We start from the raw sequence: 19,433 nt of genomic DNA, 5'->3' as shown, positions 1-19,433 counted from the left end.
AGGACCGTGTACACCGTACGAGGGGGCTCTGGCGGCGTCAACGAATTATCGTCCGACGGCCAAAGCCGGCAGAAGTCAGCAGGCGTCGCGCAGCAGCTCGGCCAGATTGTGGTCGAGATCCAGGTAGAGATGCTCACGGCCGTCGGGGACCATGCCCTGGACGCGCCTGAGGAAGCGGCGCAGGTCGCTGGTGCGGACATGCACCATCGCCACCCCCTCCGAGGCGTGGAACTCCACCACCGTGCGGTCGTAGCCGTAGGGCCTGACGCGTACGTCGCCGACGCCTGCCGGAGCGTCGATGCCCGCCGCGAGCAGCTCACGCGAGAACGCCCAGGACACTTCGTTGCCCTCCAGCGTCGCCGGGGGCGGGAAGGCCATGCGTACGGCGAAGGGATCCTCGCGGTCGTAACGCAGCGTTATCGGAACAGACTCCATCTGGGGCGCGGAGGCGACCAGGCGGGCCTGCACGGCCTGCTCGATGACGGTGGACAAGGCCTGCTCCTTCTTGCGCGGCTCGCTGACGTCTCCCTTACACCGGGAGAGACGACAGACAGACGGATTCCGTGCATCGGGAGAGAGGGTGACCTGCGTCACCGCTCGGCGCAGGGCCCCGAATGGTCGCAATACGGCTCATTGCCGCTCGCGCCGCAGCCGCACAGCGTCACTCGCGTCTCGTGCCGGTCGCCGTGCGCGGTGCGGATGTCGAGATCGCCGCGCATGACGAGCTGCCCGGCGACGGCCCGGCTGACGGTGGTCGGCCGGTCGGGCTCCTCCGCGGCGCCGTCGGACAACCGGTACTGCAGGGCGCCGGACGGGCAGCGGCGCACCACCTCGGCGACGCGGTCGGCGGCGGCGCCGTCGGGCTGCACCCACGGCCGCCGGTCGAGGTCGAAGACCTGCGGGAGACCCCGTACGCATTCGGCCGCGTGCAGACAGCGCCGCGGCTCGAAGGTGACGGTGGCCTCCCGGCCCTCGTACTCCTTGGGTTGGGACATGGGCCCAGCGTATGAACGTGGGCCACCGGCCGCACCCTGGACGGGGTCCGGCCCGTGGGCTAGCTTCCAGCGCCATGACGTCCATGGGGAAGACGAGACGAACGGTGTCGGTGGGACTGTGCGCGGCGGCGGTGGCCGCGGCGCTGGCCGCACCGGCGCAGGCGGCCGAGCAGAGCGGTAGTGGTGTGGGCAGCGCGAAAGGGCCGAGCTGGAGCCTGAAGGACACCGGTGCCGACGTACGGTTCAGGGGCCTCGCGGCCGTCAGCCGCAAAGCCGCCTGGGTCGCGGGCTCGAAGGGCACCGTGCTGCGCACCGCGGACGGCGGCGGCAGCTGGCGGAACGTCTCCCCGCCGGGGGCGGGCGAGCTGGAGTTCCGCGACATCGAGGCATTCGACAGCCGGCGCGCGGTGGTGCTGGCAATTGGGGAGGGCGAGGCGTCCCGGGTCTTCCGCACCGAGGACGGCGGGGCGAGCTGGACGGAGTCCTTCCGCAATACCGACCCGAAGGCCTTCTACGACTGCGTCACCTTCTTCGACAGCCGGCACGGCCTCGCCATGAGCGACCCGGTGGACGGCAAGTACCGCATCCTGTCCACCGGCGACGGCGGAAAGTCATGGAAGGTGCTGCCGGATGCCGGTATGCCGGCGGCGCTGCCGGGCGAGGCGGCCTTCGCCGCCAGCGGCCAGTGCCTGGTCAGCTCCGGGCCGAAGGACGTCTGGCTGGCGACCGGCGGCGGCGCCACCGCGCGCGTGCTGCACTCGGCCGACCGCGGCCTGAACTGGACCGTCGCCGAATCGACCGTCCCGGCCGGGGACCCGGCGCGTGGGGTCTTCGGGCTCGCCTTCCGTGACCGTGCTCATGGCATCGCCGTCGGCGGCGACTACCGCGCCGGCCAGGCGTCCCCGGACGCCGGAGCGGTCAGCGGGGACGGCGGCCGCAGCTGGCAGCAGTCGAAGACACCGCCGCCGGCCTACCGTTCCGGCGTGGCCTGGCTGCCGCACAGCAGGTCGGCCGCGCTCGCCGTCGGACCGACCGGGACCGATCTGACACTGGACGGCGGCCGCAGCTGGCGCACGGTCGACACCGGTTCGTACGACACGGTGGACTGCACGCCCGACTTCGGGTGCTGGGCATCGGGCGAGAAGGGCCGCGTCGCGCGGCTGGAGTTCTAGCCCCTAGGAGGGCAACTGCTGCTTGTACGGGGCGAGTTCGGGCGCCGTCTTCGTCGCGATGAACTCCGTGATCCGGTACTCGCACACGCCGCCGACCGTGAAGGGGTCGGCCGCCGCGATCTTCTCGATCCGCGCGCGGTCGTCCCCGACGGCCAGGATCACCCCGCCGTCGCGCGGGTTCTTGCGGCCCGACGCGATGAACACGCCGTCCTCGTACAGCGCGTCCAGCCACGCCACATGCGCCTCGAGGAGCTCGTCGACGCGCTCGACCGGTGCGGTGTAGGTCAATTCCAGTACGAACATGATCGCCAGGCTACGTCAGGTCGATATCGAGCGGCGGTCGTAGGGTGGACGGCATCATGAAGATCATCGAGACGCCCGCCGACTGGCCCGTCGACGAGACTGCGGCCCTGGCCGTACAGGACGAGCTGCGCACACGCGTCGTCCTGGACGAGCCCGGCCCGGAGCCGGGTACGGGCCTTGTGACCGGCGTCGATGTGGCGTACGACGACGAGCGCGATGTCGTCGCCGCGGCGGCCGTCGTCCTGGACGCCGCGACGCTCACGGTCGTCGAGGAGGCCACCGCGGTGGGCAGGGTCGCCTTCCCCTACGTGCCCGGACTGCTGGCCTTCCGGGAGATCCCGGCCGTGCTCGCCGCCCTGGAGTCCCTCACCCGGGACCCCGGCCTCGTCGTCTGCGACGGCTACGGCCGGGCGCACCCCCGCCGGTTCGGGCTCGCCAGCCATCTCGGCGTGCTGACAGGGCTGCCGGTGATCGGTGTCGCCAAGAACCCCTTCGCCTTCAGCTACGGCGAACTCGGGCCGAGGCGAGGCGACTTCGCGGCGCTGCGCGCGGACGACGGCGAGGAGGTCGGCCGCGCGCTGCGCACCCAGGACGGCGTCAAGCCGGTCTTCGTCTCCGTCGGCCACCGCACGACGCTCGACAACGCCTGCGCACACACCCTCCGCCTTGCGCCCGGCTACCGGCTCCCCGAGAGCACGCGGCTCGCGGACCGGTTGTGCCGGCGCGCCCTTGCGGAGGCGACTGCGTAAGTGCCCAGGCAGTGAAGTGAGTACCTGGGTACCAGCGCCTGCGAACTGAGTATTCAGGTACCACCAGCGTCTGCGAACTGAGTATCTGAGCGGATGTCAGGAGCCGGGCGCGATCGGCATCCTCCCTGGCATGACGACTCAGACGACGCACAGCGCGACCGAGATCACCACCCACCCCGTCGAGCGCATCGTGACGGCCGTACTCATCCTGGCCGCCCTCGCGGGCTTCGGCTGGGTGGGATCGATGGTCTACGCGGCGCTGACCGGCTGACCTGCCGCACATGTCCGCGGCCCGGCTCCCTGGCTCCTCAGCGCGTGGCGGCCACCCGGAACCGGATGCCGGCCGCCTGCAGCCGCTCCAGCAGCGCATCACCCATCGCGACCGCCGTCGTGACCTGCCCCGCGGCGCCCGGCAGTTGGTCGAAGGCCAGGCACAGCGCCGACTCGGCGAGCATCTTCGCCGTCTCGTCGTAGCCCGGATCGCCGCCCGAGACCTCCGTGAACACCGTGCGGCCGCCGCCTTCGCCCACGAAACGCACCGAGAACCAGCTCTTCGCCCTGCGCCGCTCGTCCGGACCCTCGCCCGGCTTGATCCGGTCCGACAACCAGCGCCGGGCGGGGGGTAGTTGAGCCAGACCGAAGAGCGCTCCCACGGCCGCCGTACCACCCGCCGCCATGGGAAGCGTGCGGACCGCCGCGTAGTGCCGGTAGCGGAAGTCCGGACCGTACCGTGGCAGGGCCCGCGCCGAGCGCGCCACGATCTGCCGGTCCACAGTCGGCAGCGGCAGCGCCCACGCGCCGGTCTCCCGGCTGAACCGCGGCCCGCCGAGGGGGGCCCGCGCCCGCCGTCCCACCAGCCGCGGCTCGTGCAGCCGCCGGTCGTGCGCGGCCCGCAGCATCTGCCGGCCGCGGCCCATCGCGGTGAGCGCGGAGGCGAACGTCCCGCCGGAGAAGGTGGCGTTGGAGCGTACGAACCCGTCGACGCGCAGCGGCACGTCCTCGGGAAGGTGCTGGACGGTGAAGTACGCCCCCAGGTCGTGCGGGACGGAGTCGAAGCCGCAGGCGTGGACGAGCCGCGCCCCGGTCTCCCGGGCCCGCGCGTCATGGCGTACGTACATCAGGTCCACGAACTCGGGCTCGCCGGTCAGATCGACGTAGTCGGTCCCGGCTTCCGCGCAGGCGGCGACCAGCGGCTCGCCGTACCAGATGTAGGGGCCGACCGTCGTGGCCACCACATGGGTGGACTCGGCGAGTTCGCGCAGCGCGTCGGGGTCGTCCGCGTCCGCCTCGATCAGCGGCAGCTCGACGCAGCCGGGATGCTTGGCGGCAAGCCGCTCACGCAGCCGCTCCAGCTTCTGCCGGCTGCGGCCCGCGACGGCCCAGCGGCATCCGTCGGGCGCGTGCGCCGCGAGGTACTCGGCGGTGAGCACGCCGACGAAGCCCGTCGCTCCGAAGAGCACGATGTCGTACGGGCGCTGCGCGCGACCGGTCCCGTTCTGCCTGTTCAATGGCCCCTCCGCCGTTGCCCCCGCGGTCGTGTCGGTGGCTGAGGCTAGCGTGCGAACGGGGTCGGGAAGAAGATGCGTTTCCCATCGGTAACATGCCGGGCCGCGCGGCCCGGATCGTCCGCCGCGCCGGGGCGCAGCGGCGATCTGGGCGTGCTGCCGTATGGGAGTAGTCTGCGGACAATTCTAAGCGCTTGCTCGGCCCGGGGCCTTGTGCCGAGTGGAACGCGTTCTTACCATCACTGGTGTTACATCAGTTGTGTCACAGTGCTGGGGGCTTGATGGCAGCGATGGGCACCGGCCCGCTGGCCGGAGTGCGAGTGGTCGAACTGGCGGGTATCGGGCCCGGTCCGTTCGCCGCCATGCTCCTGGCCGACCTCGGCGCCGATGTCGTACGGGTCGACCGGCCCGGCGGCTCGGGGCTGAGCATCGATCCGGCGTACGACCTCACCAACCGCAACAAGCGCTCCGTGCTGATCGACCTCAAGGCGGCGGACGGCCCCGGCCAGGTACTCGATCTGGTCGAGCGGGCCGACGTACTGATCGAGGGCTACCGGCCCGGCGTCGCCGAGCGGCTCGGCGTCGGGCCGCAGCAGTGCCTCGCCCGCAATCCGCGCCTGGTGTACGGGCGCATGACCGGCTGGGGCCAGGAGGGGCCACTCGCCCAGCGCGCCGGACACGACATCGCGTACATCGCCGTCACCGGCACCCTCGGCATGATCGGCAAGCCCGACGAGCCGCCGGCCGTCCCGGCCAACCTCGTCGGCGACTACGCAGGCGGCTCGCTCTATCTTGTCGTCGGAGTGCTCGCCGCCCTGCAACACGCCCGCAGCGAGGGCGGGGCCGGCCAGGTCGTGGACGCGGCGATCGTCGACGGGGCCGCCCATCTCGCCACGATGATCCACGGCATGATGGCGGCCGGCGGCTGGCAGGACCGGCGGGGGGCGAATCTGCTCGACGGCGGCTGCCCCTTCTACGGAAACTACGAGACTGCCGACGGCCAGTACATGGCGGTCGGCGCACTGGAGCAGCAGTTCTACAACGAGTTCATCGAGCTGCTCGGCATCAAGGACGAGGCTCCGGCGCGTAAGGACTTCGCCCGCTGGGGTGAGCTGCGCGCCGCCGTCGCCGCCCGCTTCAAGACCAGGACGCGCGAGGAGTGGACCGCCGTCTTCGAGGGCTCGGACGCCTGTGTCGCCCCGGTGCTCTCATTGCGGGAAGCCCCCTCGCACGCGCATCTCGCGGCCCGCGGAACGTTCGTCGACCACGGCGGACTCACCCAGCCCGCGCCCGCGCCCCGCTTCTCCGCCACACCCGGCTCCGTGTACCGGGGCCCCGCCCAGCCGGGCGCCGACACCGCAGAAGTGGCCCGCGACTGGGACCTGCCCGGCCTCGCCGAGCCCGCCAAGGAGGGCGAGAGTTGAAGCGTCAGATCTTCACCGCCGAACACGACGCGTTCCGTGAGACCGTCCGGACCTTTCTCGCCAAGGAGGTCCTGCCGCACTACGAGCAGTGGGAGAAGGACGGCATCGTCAGCCGGGACGCCTGGCTGGCCGCGGGGAAGCAGGGGCTGCTCGGACTCGCCGTGCCCGAGGAGTACGGAGGTGGCGGGAACGCCGACTTCCGCTACAGCGCCGTGCTGGCCGAGGAGTTCACCCGGGCGGGCGCGGCCGGGCTCGCGCTCGGACTGCACAACGACATCATCGGCCCCTACCTCACCGGCCTCGCGACCGATGAGCAGAAGCGGCGGTGGCTGCCAGGCTTCTGCAGCGGCGAGATCATCACCGCGATCGCGATGACCGAGCCGGGCGCGGGCTCCGACCTCCAGGGCATCCGCACCGCCGCCGAGGACCGTGGTGACCACTGGATCCTCAACGGCTCCAAGACCTTCATCTCCAACGGCATCCTGGCCGACCTGGTGGTCGTCGTCGCCAAGACCACCCCAGAGGGCGGGGCCAAGGGCCTCTCACTGCTGGTCGTCGAACGCGGCATGGACGGCTTCGAGCGCGGCCGCAACCTCGACAAGATCGGCCAGAAGTCCCAGGACACGGCCGAGCTGTTCTTCAATGACGTGCGCGTCCCCAAGGAGAATCTGCTCGGCGAGCTGAACGGCGCCTTCATCCATCTGATGACCAATCTCGCGCAGGAGCGGATGGGCATAGCGGTCGCCGGAATCGCCGCCGCGGAGTATCTGCTCGAGATCACCACCCAGTATGTGAAGGAGCGCGAGGCCTTCGGGCGCCCGCTCTCCAAGCTTCAGCACATCCGGTTCGAGATCGCCGAGATGGCCACCGAATGCGCTGTCACCCGTACGTTCCTCGACCGCTGCATTGTGGATCACTCGAACGGGGAACTCGACGCCGTACACGCGTCGATGGCCAAATGGTGGGCCACCGAACTGCAAAAGCGCGTCGCCGACCGCTGCCTGCAATTGCACGGCGGCTACGGCTATATGACGGAATACCGCGTCGCCAGGGCTTTCACGGATGGCCGTATCCAGACGATCTACGGTGGCACGACCGAGATCATGAAGGAAATCATCGGCCGTTCTCTTCTCGCCTGACCCTCATTGAAAGGCTGCTGTCTTGAGTACCGAAGCGTATGTGTACGACGCGATCCGCACCCCGCGCGGGCGCGGTAAGGCCAATGGTGCCCTGCACGGCACCAAGCCGATCGACCTCGTGGTCGGTCTGATCCACGAGATCCGCAACCGTTTCCCCGGCCTCGACCCGGCGGCGATCGACGACATCGTGCTCGGTGTCGTAGGCCCTGTCGGGGACCAGGGCTCCGACATCGCCCGTATCTCGGCCATCGCCGCCGGGCTGCCCGACACGGTCGCGGGCGTACAGGAGAACCGCTTCTGTGCCTCGGGGCTCGAAGCCGTCAACATGGCCGCGATGAAGGTCCGTTCGGGCTGGGAGGACCTGGTGCTCGCGGGCGGCGTCGAGTCGATGTCGCGGGTGCCGATGGCCTCCGACGGCGGCGCCTGGTTCGCCGACCCGATGACCAACTACGAGACGGGCTTCGTCCCGCAGGGCATCGGCGCCGACCTCATCGCCACCATCGAGGGCTTCTCCCGCCGCGATGTCGACGAGTACGCCGCGCTCTCCCAGGAGCGGGCGGCGGAGGCATGGAAGGACGGCCGCTTCGACCGCTCCGTCGTCCCCGTCCGCGACCGCAACGGCCTGGTCGTCCTCGACCAGGACGAGCACCTGCGCCCCGGCACCACCGCGGACAGCCTCGCCGCGCTCAAGCCCTCGTTCGCGAGCATCGGCGAGATGGGCGGCTTCGACGCGGTGGCGCTGCAGAAGTACCACTGGGTGGAGAAGATCGACCACGTACACCACGCGGGCAACTCCTCCGGCATCGTCGACGGCGCGGCGCTCGTCGCGATCGGCACGAAGGAGGTCGGCGAGCGGTACGGCCTGACCCCGCGCGCCCGGATCGTCTCCGCCGCGGTCTCCGGCTCCGAGCCGACCATCATGCTCACCGGCCCGGCGCCGGCCACCCGCAAGGCGCTCGCCAAGGCCGGGCTCACCATCGACGACATCGACCTAGTCGAGATCAACGAGGCGTTCGCCGGTGTCGTCCTGCGCTTCGCCCGCGACCTGGACCTCCCGCTGGACAAGATCAACGTCAACGGCGGCGCGATCGCCCTGGGCCACCCGCTCGGCGCCACCGGCGCGATGATCCTCGGCACGGTCATCGACGAACTGGAGCGCCAGGACAAGCGGTACGGCCTGGTCACGCTCTGCGTCGGCGGCGGCATGGGCATCGCGACGGTGGTCGAGCGCCTGTAGCCCTACGGCCCCGGCGCACCGTCCACAGGGACGCGCGTGCGCGGCGGCCGCCTCGCGACCTTCCGGGCCCCGGCCCGACCAGACCTCATGGAGACTTCGCAATGACCGAGAGCACCACCATCCGCTGGGAGCGGAGCGACGACGGCGTCGTCACCCTCGTCCTCGACGACCCCAATCAGTCCGCCAACACGATGAACCAGGCCTTCAAGGACTCCATCGCGGCGATCGCCGAGCGCGCGGAGGCCGAGAAGGACTCCATCCGCGGCATCATCTTCACCTCCGCCAAGAAGACCTTCTTCGCGGGTGGCGACCTCAAGGACATGATCAAGGTCGGTCCGGAGAACGCCGAGCAGGTCTTCGACACCGGCATGGCCATCAAGCACGCCCTGCGCAAGATCGAGACCCTCGGCAAGCCCGTCGTCGCGGCGATCAACGGCGCGGCGCTGGGCGGCGGTTACGAGATCGCCCTGGCCTGCCACCACCGCATCGCGCTCGACGCGCCCGGCTCCAAGATCGGCCTGCCCGAGGTCACCCTCGGCCTGCTGCCGGCGGGCGGCGGCGTCACCCGTACCGTACGGCTGATGGGTATCGCGGACGCGCTGCTGAAGGTGCTGTTGCAGGGTACGCAGTACTCCCCGCAGCGGGCCCTGGAGAACGGCCTGATCCACGAAGTGGCCGCCACCACCGACGAGATGCTCGCCAAGGCGCGCGCCTTCATCGATGCCAACCCCGAGTCCCAGCAGCCCTGGGACGTCAAGGGCTACAAGATCCCCGGCGGCACCCCGTCCAACCCGCGGTTCGCCGCCGACCTCCCCGCCTACCCCGCGAATCTGAAGAAGCAGACCGCGGGCGCCCCCTATCCCGCCCCGCGCAATATCCTCGCGGCGGCCGTCGAGGGCTCCCAGGTCGACTTCGAGACCGCGCAGACCATCGAGGCGCGTTACTTCACCGAGCTGGTCACCGGCCGGATCGCCAAGAACATGATCCAGGCGTTCTTCTTCGACCTGCAGGCGGTCAACTCCGGCGCCAACCGCCCCGCGGGCATCGAGCCGCGCCCGGTCCGCAAGGTCGCCGTCCTCGGCGCGGGGATGATGGGCGCGGGCATCGCGTACTCCTGCGCCCGGGCGGGCATCGAAGTCGTCCTCAAGGACGTGTCTCTGGATGCTGCCGAGAAGGGCAAGGGCTACTCCGAGCAGCTGCTCGCGAAGGCGCTCTCCCGGGGCCGTACGACCGAGGCCAAGCGGGACGCGCTGCTCGCCCGCATCACGCCGACCGCGGAACCCGCGGATCTCGCGGGCTGCGACGCCGTGATCGAGGCGGTGTTCGAGGACACCGCACTCAAGCACAAGGTGTTCCAGGAGATCCAGGACGTCATCGAGCCGGACGCGCTGCTCTGCTCCAACACCTCGACCCTGCCCATCACCGTGCTCGCCGAAGGCGTGTCCCGGCCCGTCGACTTCATCGGGCTGCACTTCTTCTCGCCCGTCGACAAGATGCCGCTCGTCGAGATCATCAAGGGCGAGCGCACCGGTGACGAGGCGCTGGCCCGCGCCTTCGACCTGGTCCGCCAGATCAACAAGACCCCGATCGTCGTCAATGATTCGCGCGGTTTCTTCACCTCGCGCGTGATCGGCCAGTTCATCAACGAGGGCGTGGCGATGGTCGGCGAGGGCGTCGACCCGGCGTCGGTCGAGCAGGCCGCCGCGCAGGCCGGGTACCCGGCGAAGGTGCTCTCCCTGATGGACGAGCTGACGCTCACCCTGCCTCGCAAGATCCGCAACGAGACGAAGCGCGCGGTCGAGGAGGCCCGCGGCACCTGGTCCGGGCACCCGGCGGACGCCGTGATCGACCGGATGGTCGACGAGTTCGGGCGTACGGGCCGCAGCGGCGGTGCGGGCTTCTACGAGTACGGCGAGGACGGAAAGCGGACCGGGCTGTGGCCGGGCCTGCGCGAGCACTTCACGCGTTCCGAGGTGGACGTGCCCTTCGAGGACATGAAGGAGCGGATGCTCTTCTCGGAGGCGCTGGACTCGGTCCGCTGCCTGGAGGAGAACGTGCTGACGTCGGTCGCCGACGCCAACATCGGTTCCATCATGGGCATCGGCTTCCCGGCCTGGACGGGCGGCGTGCTGCAGTACATCAATGGCTACGAGGGCGGTCTGCCCGGCTTCGTGGCGCGCGCCCGGGAGCTCGCCGAGCGGTACGGCGACCGCTTCGACCCGCCGGCGCTGCTGATCGAGAAGGCGGAGCGGGGCGAGAAGTTCAGCGACGAGGCCTGACCGTCGCGGCCGGGGCCGCGTCAACCGCCGAGTGGTACGAACGCCGGGTGGTACGCCTGCGCCGTACCACTCGGCGGTACTACTCCGTGGCGAACGCGGCCCGCAGCTCCTCCTTCAGCGACCGCTGGAACGCGGTCACCAGCGCCTGCACCACCATCGGCTGCATATGGGCGGACAGCGACTTCATCGCCGCGACATGCTCGGGGTCCGACTCCCGCTCCCGGTACGGGCTCCACACCTCGTCCCGGAACAGCCGGGTGAGTTCGTGCGCGGCGGAGCGGGTGTGCTCCAGCAGGACGGTACGGGCGGCGAGGATCGTCTCGTGCGCGATCGGCACGTCCAGCAGCTGCACACCGAGCCGCAGCAGCCCCGGGTCGAGCCGGTAGCCGTCGGCGTCGCCAGCGCGCTCCAGGACACCCATCGCCGCGAGCCGGTCGATGTCCTCCTCGCTCAGCGACCGCCCCGCGCGGCGCTCCAAGTCGGCATGGGACGCCTCCTCGGCCGAATCCGGAGCCCAGGAGGCCACCAGCGCACGGTGGACGGCGAGATCGTGCGCGCTCAGGTCCTCCGGCAGCTGCTCCAGATAGCGCTCGATCGCTGCGAGAGTCATGCCCTGGTGCTGAAGCTCCTCGATGAGGGCCAGCCGGGACAGATGACCCGGGCCGTAGTGCCCGACCCGCCGCGGCCCGATCGCCGGGGGAGGCAGCAGCCCGCGCGTGCTGTAGAAGCGCACGGTCCGCACGGTGACCCCGGCCCGCGCGGCCAGCTCGTCGACGGTGAGCGTCGGCTCCTCGGTCTCGGTCGCCATGGGTGCGCCTCACTTTCTCCTCACGCGGTGCAACAGTATTGCTGTCTCACCAGTGTTGTGAAAGTGCCCTGTGGATCTGGGCGCGCAGTCGGAGTGGCTGCACAGCGCGGCGGGCGTGCCCACTTGGTGGGCACGCCCGCCGCGTCGGTCCTCAGTCCAGGTTCACGCCGTACGCGCTGAGCACTTCCTTCACCGGCTGGTGGATCGCCGAGCCCCTGGTGCGGGAGCAGCCGGAGCTGCCCGAGTGGATGCCCAGCGCGGTGGCACCCGCGAAGTGCGCGCCGCCGCTGTCGCCGCCCGCCGAGCAGGCGGTGGTGCGGACCAAGTTGTAGACCGGCCCCTCGCCGTAGTTGGCGGTGACGTTCACCGCGGTGACCTTGCCGCTGGTCACCTTGGACGTCGAGCCGCTCTTCCTGATGGCCTGGCCGACGATGGCGTCCGCCGCGGACGTGATGTCCTGGTACCTGCCGTTGTAGAGGTTGACGTCCCCGGCGGACTGCGAGCCGTCCGTGTACCGGACGATGCCGTAGTCGTTGGTCGGGAAACTGGTGCCCTCGCTGGTCCCGATGGCCGCGCCGTCGGACGTTGTCGACCAGCTTGTGGCCGTGTTGGTGCAGTGGCCCGCCGTCACGAAGTAATGGGCCGTGCCCTTCGAGACGTTGAAGGCTGCCGAGCAGCGGTAGCCGCCGCCGTGGATCGCGTCTCCGCCGACCACTTCCTTCTTGAGGACTCCGGAGACACGCTTGATCCGCACGGCATCGCCGAGACTCGCGGCCACCGTCTTCAGCAGCGCCATTGAGCGCGTGGAGACGGTCCGGTCGGCCTCGATCGCGATCCGGTTCGTCGAGGGGTCGATACCCCAGGAGGTGCCGGTGATCTTCGCCCGGGCATCCAGGACGGCCATGGCGGATTCAAGCTCGGCCGTGCTGCGCTCGACGCGCTTCGCGTGTGCGCCGGCGGCCCGGACCTGGCCGGCCGCGGCCTCATCGGTGACGGTGACGACCAGTTCGCCCGTGTCGGCGTCGAGATATGAACCGGCGGTGCGGTCGCCGAGCGCACGTTCGAGAGTGCTGCGCAGCTGGTACTGCATCGCCGAGGGAGTGACGCCCGGATGTGGTTCCGGGGCGGCCGCGGCGGTGCCTGGGCCCAGACCGGCGGCAGGCAGGACGAGGAGGACGGAAAGACAGATGCGCGCGCGGAGCGTGCGTCTCATGGGGGGGCTTCTCCTTCGTACGAGTCCGTAGTGGGGGTGCCGAGAAGCAGTTTGGACTGGACCAGTCCGGTGTGCCGGATTAAATCCGGCATGGCCCTGTCACGCAGGCAGCCGCGCGAGAACGCCGGAGCACCCGTTCGGCGGAAGGGGGTCGAGGGGTGTCAGGGATGGATCTGGACGGTGGCCGCGGTGAGCCGGCGGACCCTGCGCAGCAGCACGTGTTCCGCGGCAAGCGCCACGGCGTGCGCCTGCGCCACCGTCAGCGCGGGGTCGACCGCGATCGACGTCTCGGCCCGCAGATCGTGCCCGAGCCAGCGCATTCGTACGTCCCCCACGGCCCGTACGCCCTCGACATGACAGAGCGCGTGCTCGGCCTGGTCGACCAGCGCCGGGTCCACCGCGTCCATCAGCCGGTGCCAGATCTCGCGCGCCGCCCCGCGCAGCACCAGCGCGATCGCCCCCGTGATCGCGAGCCCGATCAGCGGATCGGCCCACCGCCATCCGAGTGCAGCTCCGCCCGCGCCCAGCAATACGGCCAGAGAGGTGAATCCGTCACTGCGGGCGTGCAGTCCGTCAGCGACCAGCGCGGCCGATCCGATCCTGCGGCCAGTGCGGATCCGGGCCACTGCCACCCACTCGTTGCCGGCGAATCCCACCAGACCGGCCGCGGCCACTGCCGCCAGATGGCTGACCTCCTGCGGCTCGAACAGCCGCCGCAGCGCCTCGTAGCCGGCAAAGACCGCGGACGCGGCGATCACCAGCACCACGAAAACGCCCGCCAGATCCTCCGCCCGCCCGAAGCCGTAGGTGTAGCGGCGGGTGGCGGCCCGCCGGCCGAGGACGAAGGCGAGGGCGAGCGGCAGCGCGGTGAGCGCGTCGGCGGCGTTGTGGACGGTGTCGCCGAGCAGCGCCACCGACCCCGACACGGCCGCGATCACCGCCTGGACGGCTGTCGTGGCGGCGAGCACGCCGAAGGAGAACCACAGCGTCCGCAGCCCCTGCGCCGACCCTTCGAGGGCGGCGTCGACGCGCTCATGAGCGTGGTGATGGTGGTGACCATGAACGTGCCCGTGACCGGTCATGGTCACCACCGTGACATACCAACTCCCTTGCAGCCACTGCCGAAAAGCGGCCTCTGACCAGCTGCGAAGGGCTTGCGACTACTGTCCGGACGCGACGACGGGGTAGTGGTCGGAGAGGTTGGTGTACGTGTAGCTCGTGCCCCAGCTGGAGACCGTCCAGGGCGCGCTCTGCTCCTTGATCACTTCATTGGTCCAGCCGGCCGGCTTCGCGTGCCCGGCGCGGTGCAGGACGTAGTCGAGGTCCTCGATCGGGTCGTCCGGGTAGCGATCGGACGCGATCGAGTTCTGCTCGGTGTCGAAGGAGTACGGGTGTCCGGTGCGGGCGTCCGCACCCGCGAGACCCGCGTCGGCGAGCATCGTGGCGTACTCCGGCGTCCGCGAGTCGACGTTGAAGTCGCCCGCTACCAGCACCTGTTCGGAGGCCGGGATGTTCTTGCCGTCCAGGAAGGCGTCGATCGCCTTGAACTGGCGGCTGCGCATCTGCGCCGCCTCGCCCGCGCCGCAGCCGGAGTCGGTGGACTGCGCGTGCGTACCCACCACATGCACCTTCGCGCCGTTGACGTTCAACACGGCATAGACGAAGCCCTTGTTGGACCACCAGTCCGCCCCGCAGGCGTCCTTGTAGACGAACTGTTCCTTGCGGACGATCGGCCACTTGCTGAGCACCGTGACCCCGCCGTCCTCGGGCGTGGTGGCCGAGTACGACCCGCCGGTCGCGTCCCAGCCGTCCTTGCTCCGCCCCATCACCGGGGTCTGGTACGGGTACTGGGCGGCGGCCTTCTGCATCAGCGCGCCCGACGAGGAGTTGTCGAAGGCCTCCTGGATCACGACGACGTCATTGCCCTGGAAGAACGAGGTCGCGGGGATCGCCGCGGCCCGGTGGTCCTGGCCCCAGTTGGGGTACAGCGTCTTGCTGAAGAGGAAGGCGTTGTACGTCAGCACCCTCAGGGACGGCGTCGCGGCCGCCGGGGCGGCGGAAGCTGTCGGAGCCGTCCCGGTGAGGACGGCCGCGGCGAGCGCGGTGGAAAGAGCTGCGCCAGGGATACGGCGGAGCGCGGAGTGCGGCACAAAGACTCCCGGATGTGGTGGGGGGTGGACCGGCGACGCACATCAAATCAGCCGGAGTTACCACCTGGTAATGGCCAGGTGCCCACTTTCTTTCCGCAGCCGTACGATCTCACCAACACTGGTGCCGCCGTCTTCGCCCTGCTGCCAGGCAGGGGCGGCAGAAGGCCTGCTCGACCCCATGAAAGTTACGATGGTCAGATGACCGGGCCCGCGGCTGATCCCGTACCACCACCGCCCGGCGGAGTGCTCTGGACCCTCGCCGGTGACATCCGCGGTCTGCTGATGCTGCCTGCCGCCCTCACCCTCCAGGTCGCCCACCCCGCCGTCGGCGCCGGCGTCGACGAGCACTCCGTCTTCCGCACCGACCCCTGGGGCCGCGGCGAGCGTTCGCTGCGCTCGCTCCAGCTGTGGGTGTACGGGGGCGATGCGGCGGCCGAGGAGGGGCGCAGGCTCCGGGAGCTGCACAAGACCATCCAGGGCACGGACGCCCACGGCCGCAGGTACCACGCGCTCGATCCGGCCTACTACTCCTGGGTCCACGCCACCGGCTTCCCGGTCTACCAGCACGCGCTGCGCTATCTGGCGCGCCCGCTCACCGAGGCCCAGGAGCGCAAGCTCTACGCCGAGTGGCTCCAGGTCGGGCGGGTCCTCGGCATCCACGACCGGGACATGCCCCAGACGATCGAGGAGTTCTGGCCGTACTACCGCAAGGTGCTCGCCGACGAACTGGAGGCGACCGTCGTCGTACGCGAACTGATCGCCACCGACCCGGCGATGCCGCCGCCCGACCGCGGGCCGCTGGTGCTCAGAGTGCTGCTCAGGACGGCGTGGCCGGTGCTGCTGCCCGCGTTCGCCCGCTTCCGCCGCTTCATGACCATCGGGCTGATGCCGCCCGACGCGCGCGAGGCGATCGGCCTGGAGTGGACGGACGAGCAGGAGCGCAGACTGCGCAGATTCGCCCGGGTCGTACGGGCCGTGGTTCCCGTACTCCCCGAGCGACTGCGGTACCTCCCGCTGGCGCGCGAGGCGCGGCGGGCCGCCCGGATCAGCCGGTCAGACCGCCCCGTGCGATGACGTCCCCGTACCAGCGGGCGCTGTCCTTGACGGTACGGCGCTGGGTCGCGAAGTCGACGTGGACGATGCCGAACCGCTTGCTGTAGCCGTACGCCCACTCGAAGTTGTCGAGCAGCGACCACAGGAAGTAGCCACGCACATCCGCGCCGGCCCCGATCGCCCGGTGTACCGCCGAGAGATGGGCCCGCAGATACTCCACCCGCTCCGGGTCGTGGACCTCGCCGGACGGGTCGGCGTAGTCGTCGTACGCGGCCCCGTTCTCGGTGATCACCAGCGGCACGCCCGGCAGGTCGTCGCGCAGCCGGGTCAGCAGCTCGTACAGACCGTCGGCGTCGACCGGCCAGTCCATCGCTGTGCGCGGCCCAGGCGCGGGCAGGAAGCGCACATGCTCCTCCGCACCGGCCCACGGCGACGGCGAGTCCGACGAGCCGGCGCCGACGACGGTGGGGGAGTAGTAGTTGATGCCCAGCGAGTCGATCGGCGTGGAGATCACCTCCAGATCGCCGTCGTGGACGAAGGCCCAGTCGGTCACCGCGGCCGTGTCACGGACCAGATCTTCCGGAATCCGGCCGTGGAACACCGGATCGAGGAAGATCCGGTTCCCGACGGCGTCGATCCGGCGCGCGGCATCGAGGTCGGCCGCGGAGTCGGTGAGCGGACGCACCGCGTGCAGATTGAGCGTCAGCGAGATCTCGGACGTCGAGGGCAGGGCGGTGTGCAGCACTTGAGCCGCCAGGCCATGCGCCAGGTTGAAGTAGTGGGCTGCGCGCAGCGAGGCACTCGCGCTGGTGCGCCCCGGCGCGTGCACCCCGGAGCCGTACCCGAGAAACGCCGCACACCACGGCTCGTTCAGGGTGGTCCAGGTCGCCACCCGGTCACCGAGCGCATCCGCCATGATCCCGGCGTAGTCGCCGAACCGCCGGGCGGTCTCGCGCTGCGGCCAGCCGCCCGCGTCCTCCAACTCCTGCGGCAGATCCCAGTGGTAGAGCGTGGCGACCGGCCGGATACCCGCCTCGAGGAGTTCGTCGGTGAGCCGGCGGTAGAAGTCCAGCCCCTTCTGTACGGCGGGACCGCGCCCGGTCGGCTGCACCCGCGGCCAGGCGACGGAGAACCTGTAGTCGGTGACGCCCAGCTGCTTCATCAGCGCGACGTCCTCGCGCATCCGGTGGTAGTGGTCGGCGGCGATGTCGCCGGAGTCACCGTTGCGGACCTTGCCAGGCGTGCGGCAGAAGGTGTCCCAGATGGACGGCGTACGGCCGTCCTCGGTGGCGGCGCCCTCGATCTGGTACGCGGCGGTGGCGGTGCCCCAGCGGAAACCGGCCGGGAACCGGAGCTCCGTCGTCGTCTCGGGGCGTGCGTCGACAGCGGTCATGAGGTGGGACTCCCAGGAAATAGAGATGAGGCGGTGGGGGACGGGTCAGCCCTTGACGGCGCCCTGCATGATGCCGCCGACGATCTGCCGGCCGAGCAGCCCGAAGACCAGCAGCACGGGAAGAGTGCCGAGCAGCGTGCCGGCCATGATCACGGACTGGTCGTGGACATAGCCGCCGCCCAGCTGGCGCAGCGCCACCTGCACGGTCGGCTCCTGCGAGGAGAGCGCGACGATCGGCCAGAAGAAGTCGTTCCACGCGGCCATGAAGGTCAGCATGCCGAGCACGGCCATACCGGGCCGGGCGATGGGCACCACGATCGACCAGAAGATCCGCGCGGTGGACGCACCGTCGACCCGGGCCGCCTCGATCAGCTCGTCCGGCAGCGACTGCACCAGGTACTGCCGCATGAAGAACACGCCGAAGGCGGAGACGAGGCCGGGCAGGATCACGGCCTGCAGCTGATTCACCCACTGCAATTCGGCGATCAGCATGAACAGCGGGATCACACCGAGCTGCGGCGGGATCATCATCGTCCCCACCGTGATCGCCAGCAGCGCGCCGCGGCCACGGAAGCGCAGCTTGGCGAAGGCGAAACCGGCGAGCGTGCAGCACAGCACTGTGCCGATCGTGATCGAGCCGGAGACGATGAAGGAGTTGAGGAGGGCCTTGCCGATATCGGCCTCCTCCATCACCGCCTCGAAGTTGCGGATCAGATTCGACCCGGGCAGCAGCGTCGGCGGCACCTTCGCCAGATCGGCGTTGGAGCGGCTGGCGGCGACGATGGTCCAGTAGAACGGGAACGCCGAGATCAGGACGGCGACGATCAGGATCGCGTACGCCAGTTTGCCGCCCTGCATCGTGCGGCCCGCCCGGCTCCTCCGCCGGCGCGTGGACTGAGGTCGTGGGGCCGCGGCAGGCGGTTTCGTGGGCGGGTCGGCGAGCGCGGTCATCGGCCGGCCTCCTTGCGGGAACGGCGGTGCGCGATCAGGGCGTTGACCCCGACCAGCACCAGGATCAGCAGGAACATCACCCAGGCGATGGCGGCGGCCCGGCCCAGATGGAAGAAGCCCCAGCCCTGTTCGTACATATAAAGGCCGAGCGTCTGGTACTGGTGCGAGATGCCGCCGGAGATGGAGCCCTCGAACAGCAGCGGTTCACCGAAGAGCTGCGTTGCGCCGATCGTCGAGACGACGACCGTGAACAGGATCGTGGGACGCAGTCCCGGCAGCGTGACATGGATGAACTGCCGCCAGCGCGAGGCCCCGTCCATCTCGGCGGCCTCGTACAGCTCGCTCGGAATGGACTGCATGCCCGCCAGATAGATCAGCGCGTTGTATCCGGTCCAGCGCCAGATGACGATGGTCGATACGGCGATCTGCGAGGAGACCGTGCCGGCCTGCCAGTCCACCGGACCGAAACCGACAAGCCCCAGCACATAGTTGATCAGCCCGAAGTCCCGGCCGAAGAGCTGCGCGAAGACCAGCGTCGCGGCGGCGACCGAGGTCGCGTAAGGCAGCAGCATCGCCGTACGCAGGAAAGTCCGGCCGCGCAGCCGGTAGTTGAGCAGATGGGCCAGCCCGAGCGCCATCACCAGCTGCGGGACGGTGGACAGCACCCCGATCGTGAAGGTGTTGCCCAGCGCGGTCCAGAAGATCTCGTCGCCGAAGAGCGCGGTGTAGTTGCCAAGGCCCCGCCACTCCATCTCGCCCGGCGTCTGCAGCTCGACCCGGTAGAGCGAGACGAAGGCCGTGTAGATCAGCGGGAAGAGCCCGAAGGCGGCGAACAGGGTGAAGAACGGGGCGATATAGGCGTACGGCGAGAGCGTGCGCCAGGTCCGGTACGCGGCCGACGGCCGGGCCCCTGGCTGCGGGGAGACCGGCTTCGCGGTGGCGGTGAGGGTCACGGTGCGGCCCTTCGAGGAGTCGTTACGGGAAGCTGAAAGACCAGGAGCCTTCAGGCCGGTCCGGCCGGGAACCTGGGACCGGCCTGAAGGAGCTGTGCCGACCGAGGGG

The 19,433-nt window shown here is 70.2% G+C and carries 19 protein-coding genes; 8 read left to right on the top strand and 11 right to left on the bottom strand.

Going from position 1 to position 19,433, the window contains the following annotated elements; all coding sequences use genetic code 11:
- Positions 1-75: 75 nt before the first annotated feature.
- Positions 76-492 carry an SsgA family sporulation/cell division regulator gene (locus tag QFZ67_RS05740; RefSeq protein ID WP_307660001.1) on the bottom strand — a complete coding sequence of 139 codons (417 nt, stop codon included), beginning with the start codon at positions 490-492 and terminating at the stop codon, positions 76-78.
- A gap of 98 nt (positions 493-590) precedes the next feature.
- Positions 591-995 carry a (4Fe-4S)-binding protein gene (locus QFZ67_RS05735; protein ID WP_307660000.1) on the bottom strand — a complete coding sequence of 135 codons (405 nt, stop codon included), beginning with the start codon at positions 993-995 and terminating at the stop codon, positions 591-593.
- Between the two features lie 74 nt (positions 996-1,069).
- On the opposite strand from QFZ67_RS05735, the gene QFZ67_RS05730 reads away from it, so the two are divergent.
- Entirely contained in the window at positions 1,070-2,167 is a 1,098-nt protein-coding gene (locus tag QFZ67_RS05730; protein ID WP_307659999.1) for an oxidoreductase, read from the top strand.
- 3 nt (positions 2,168-2,170) lie between these two features.
- On the opposite strand, the gene QFZ67_RS05725 is transcribed toward QFZ67_RS05730, so the two are convergent.
- Positions 2,171-2,470, bottom strand: coding sequence for a YciI family protein (locus tag QFZ67_RS05725; protein WP_307659998.1), 300 nt, complete (start codon positions 2,468-2,470; stop codon positions 2,171-2,173).
- 56 nt (positions 2,471-2,526) lie between these two features.
- Between QFZ67_RS05725 and QFZ67_RS05720 the strand changes: the two genes are divergently transcribed.
- Together QFZ67_RS05720 and mmpA are read left to right on the top strand one after the other, a co-directional pair.
- Positions 2,527-3,219, top strand: a complete 693-nt coding sequence (locus QFZ67_RS05720; protein WP_307659997.1) for an endonuclease V — start codon at positions 2,527-2,529, stop codon at positions 3,217-3,219.
- Between the two features lie 130 nt (positions 3,220-3,349).
- On the top strand, positions 3,350-3,490 hold the full coding sequence (gene mmpA / locus QFZ67_RS05715) for a morphogenic membrane protein MmpA (protein WP_307659996.1): 141 nt from the start codon (positions 3,350-3,352) through the stop codon (positions 3,488-3,490).
- 37 nt (positions 3,491-3,527) lie between these two features.
- Here the strand turns inward: mmpA and QFZ67_RS05710 are convergent, their stop codons facing one another.
- Positions 3,528-4,727: a trans-acting enoyl reductase family protein gene (locus QFZ67_RS05710; protein WP_307659995.1), complete on the bottom strand. Its 1,200-nt coding sequence runs from the start codon at positions 4,725-4,727 to the stop codon at positions 3,528-3,530.
- 278 nt (positions 4,728-5,005) lie between these two features.
- On the opposite strand from QFZ67_RS05710, the gene QFZ67_RS05705 reads away from it, so the two are divergent.
- The 4 genes from QFZ67_RS05705 (at position 5,006) to QFZ67_RS05690 (ending at position 10,803) form a co-directional block, all read left to right on the top strand.
- Positions 5,006-6,148, top strand: coding sequence for a CaiB/BaiF CoA-transferase family protein (locus tag QFZ67_RS05705; protein ID WP_307659994.1), 1,143 nt, complete (start codon positions 5,006-5,008; stop codon positions 6,146-6,148).
- A complete protein-coding gene (locus QFZ67_RS05700) occupies positions 6,145-7,287 on the top strand; it encodes an acyl-CoA dehydrogenase family protein (protein WP_307659993.1) in 1,143 nt (380 codons plus the stop codon). Before QFZ67_RS05705 ends, QFZ67_RS05700 begins: the two co-directional genes overlap by 4 nt.
- A gap of 22 nt (positions 7,288-7,309) precedes the next feature.
- Positions 7,310-8,524 carry an acetyl-CoA C-acetyltransferase gene (locus tag QFZ67_RS05695; protein ID WP_307659992.1) on the top strand — a complete coding sequence of 405 codons (1,215 nt, stop codon included), beginning with the start codon at positions 7,310-7,312 and terminating at the stop codon, positions 8,522-8,524.
- Positions 8,525-8,625: 101 nt separating this feature from the next.
- A complete protein-coding gene (locus QFZ67_RS05690; protein WP_307659991.1) occupies positions 8,626-10,803 on the top strand; it encodes a 3-hydroxyacyl-CoA dehydrogenase NAD-binding domain-containing protein in 2,178 nt (725 codons plus the stop codon).
- A 79-nt stretch (positions 10,804-10,882) separates the two neighbouring features.
- On the opposite strand, the gene QFZ67_RS05685 is transcribed toward QFZ67_RS05690, so the two are convergent.
- The 4 genes from QFZ67_RS05685 to sph form a co-directional block, all read right to left on the bottom strand.
- Entirely contained in the window at positions 10,883-11,611 is a 729-nt protein-coding gene (locus QFZ67_RS05685) for a MerR family transcriptional regulator (protein ID WP_307659990.1), read from the bottom strand.
- Between the two features lie 151 nt (positions 11,612-11,762).
- The gene (locus QFZ67_RS05680; RefSeq protein ID WP_307659989.1) at positions 11,763-12,824 is read right to left on the bottom strand and encodes a S1 family peptidase; all 1,062 of its coding nucleotides are present in this window, start codon (positions 12,822-12,824) and stop codon (positions 11,763-11,765) included.
- 161 nt (positions 12,825-12,985) lie between these two features.
- Positions 12,986-13,906, bottom strand: a complete 921-nt coding sequence (locus QFZ67_RS05675) for a cation diffusion facilitator family transporter (protein WP_307659988.1) — start codon at positions 13,904-13,906, stop codon at positions 12,986-12,988.
- Between the two features lie 78 nt (positions 13,907-13,984).
- Positions 13,985-14,974, bottom strand: coding sequence for a sphingomyelin phosphodiesterase (gene sph / locus QFZ67_RS05670; protein WP_307659987.1), 990 nt, complete (start codon positions 14,972-14,974; stop codon positions 13,985-13,987).
- A 198-nt stretch (positions 14,975-15,172) separates the two neighbouring features.
- Here sph and QFZ67_RS05665 point away from each other — a divergent pair, with 198 nt between their 5' ends.
- A complete protein-coding gene (locus tag QFZ67_RS05665; RefSeq protein ID WP_307659986.1) occupies positions 15,173-16,048 on the top strand; it encodes an oxygenase MpaB family protein in 876 nt (291 codons plus the stop codon).
- On the opposite strand, the gene QFZ67_RS05660 is transcribed toward QFZ67_RS05665, so the two are convergent.
- Genes QFZ67_RS05660 through QFZ67_RS05650 form a run of 3 tightly spaced genes read right to left on the bottom strand, consistent with a single transcriptional unit; the run spans position 16,020 to position 19,324 of the window.
- Complete coding sequence (locus QFZ67_RS05660) at positions 16,020-17,420, bottom strand: GH1 family beta-glucosidase (protein ID WP_307659985.1); 1,401 nt, start codon at positions 17,418-17,420, stop codon at positions 16,020-16,022. The genes QFZ67_RS05665 and QFZ67_RS05660 overlap by 29 nt on opposite strands.
- A 45-nt stretch (positions 17,421-17,465) precedes the next feature.
- Positions 17,466-18,371 carry a carbohydrate ABC transporter permease gene (locus tag QFZ67_RS05655; RefSeq protein WP_307659984.1) on the bottom strand — a complete coding sequence of 302 codons (906 nt, stop codon included), beginning with the start codon at positions 18,369-18,371 and terminating at the stop codon, positions 17,466-17,468.
- Entirely contained in the window at positions 18,368-19,324 is a 957-nt protein-coding gene (locus QFZ67_RS05650; RefSeq protein WP_307659983.1) for a carbohydrate ABC transporter permease, read from the bottom strand. The genes QFZ67_RS05655 and QFZ67_RS05650 overlap by 4 nt, the downstream gene beginning before the upstream one ends.
- Positions 19,325-19,433 lie beyond the last annotated feature (109 nt).

The sequence above is a fragment of the Streptomyces sp. V1I1 genome (genome assembly GCF_030817355.1).
Lineage (GTDB): Bacteria > Actinomycetota > Actinomycetes > Streptomycetales > Streptomycetaceae > Streptomyces.
The sequence above is the reverse complement of the archived record's forward strand: the minus strand, read 5'-3'. Positions and strand labels throughout refer to the sequence as shown.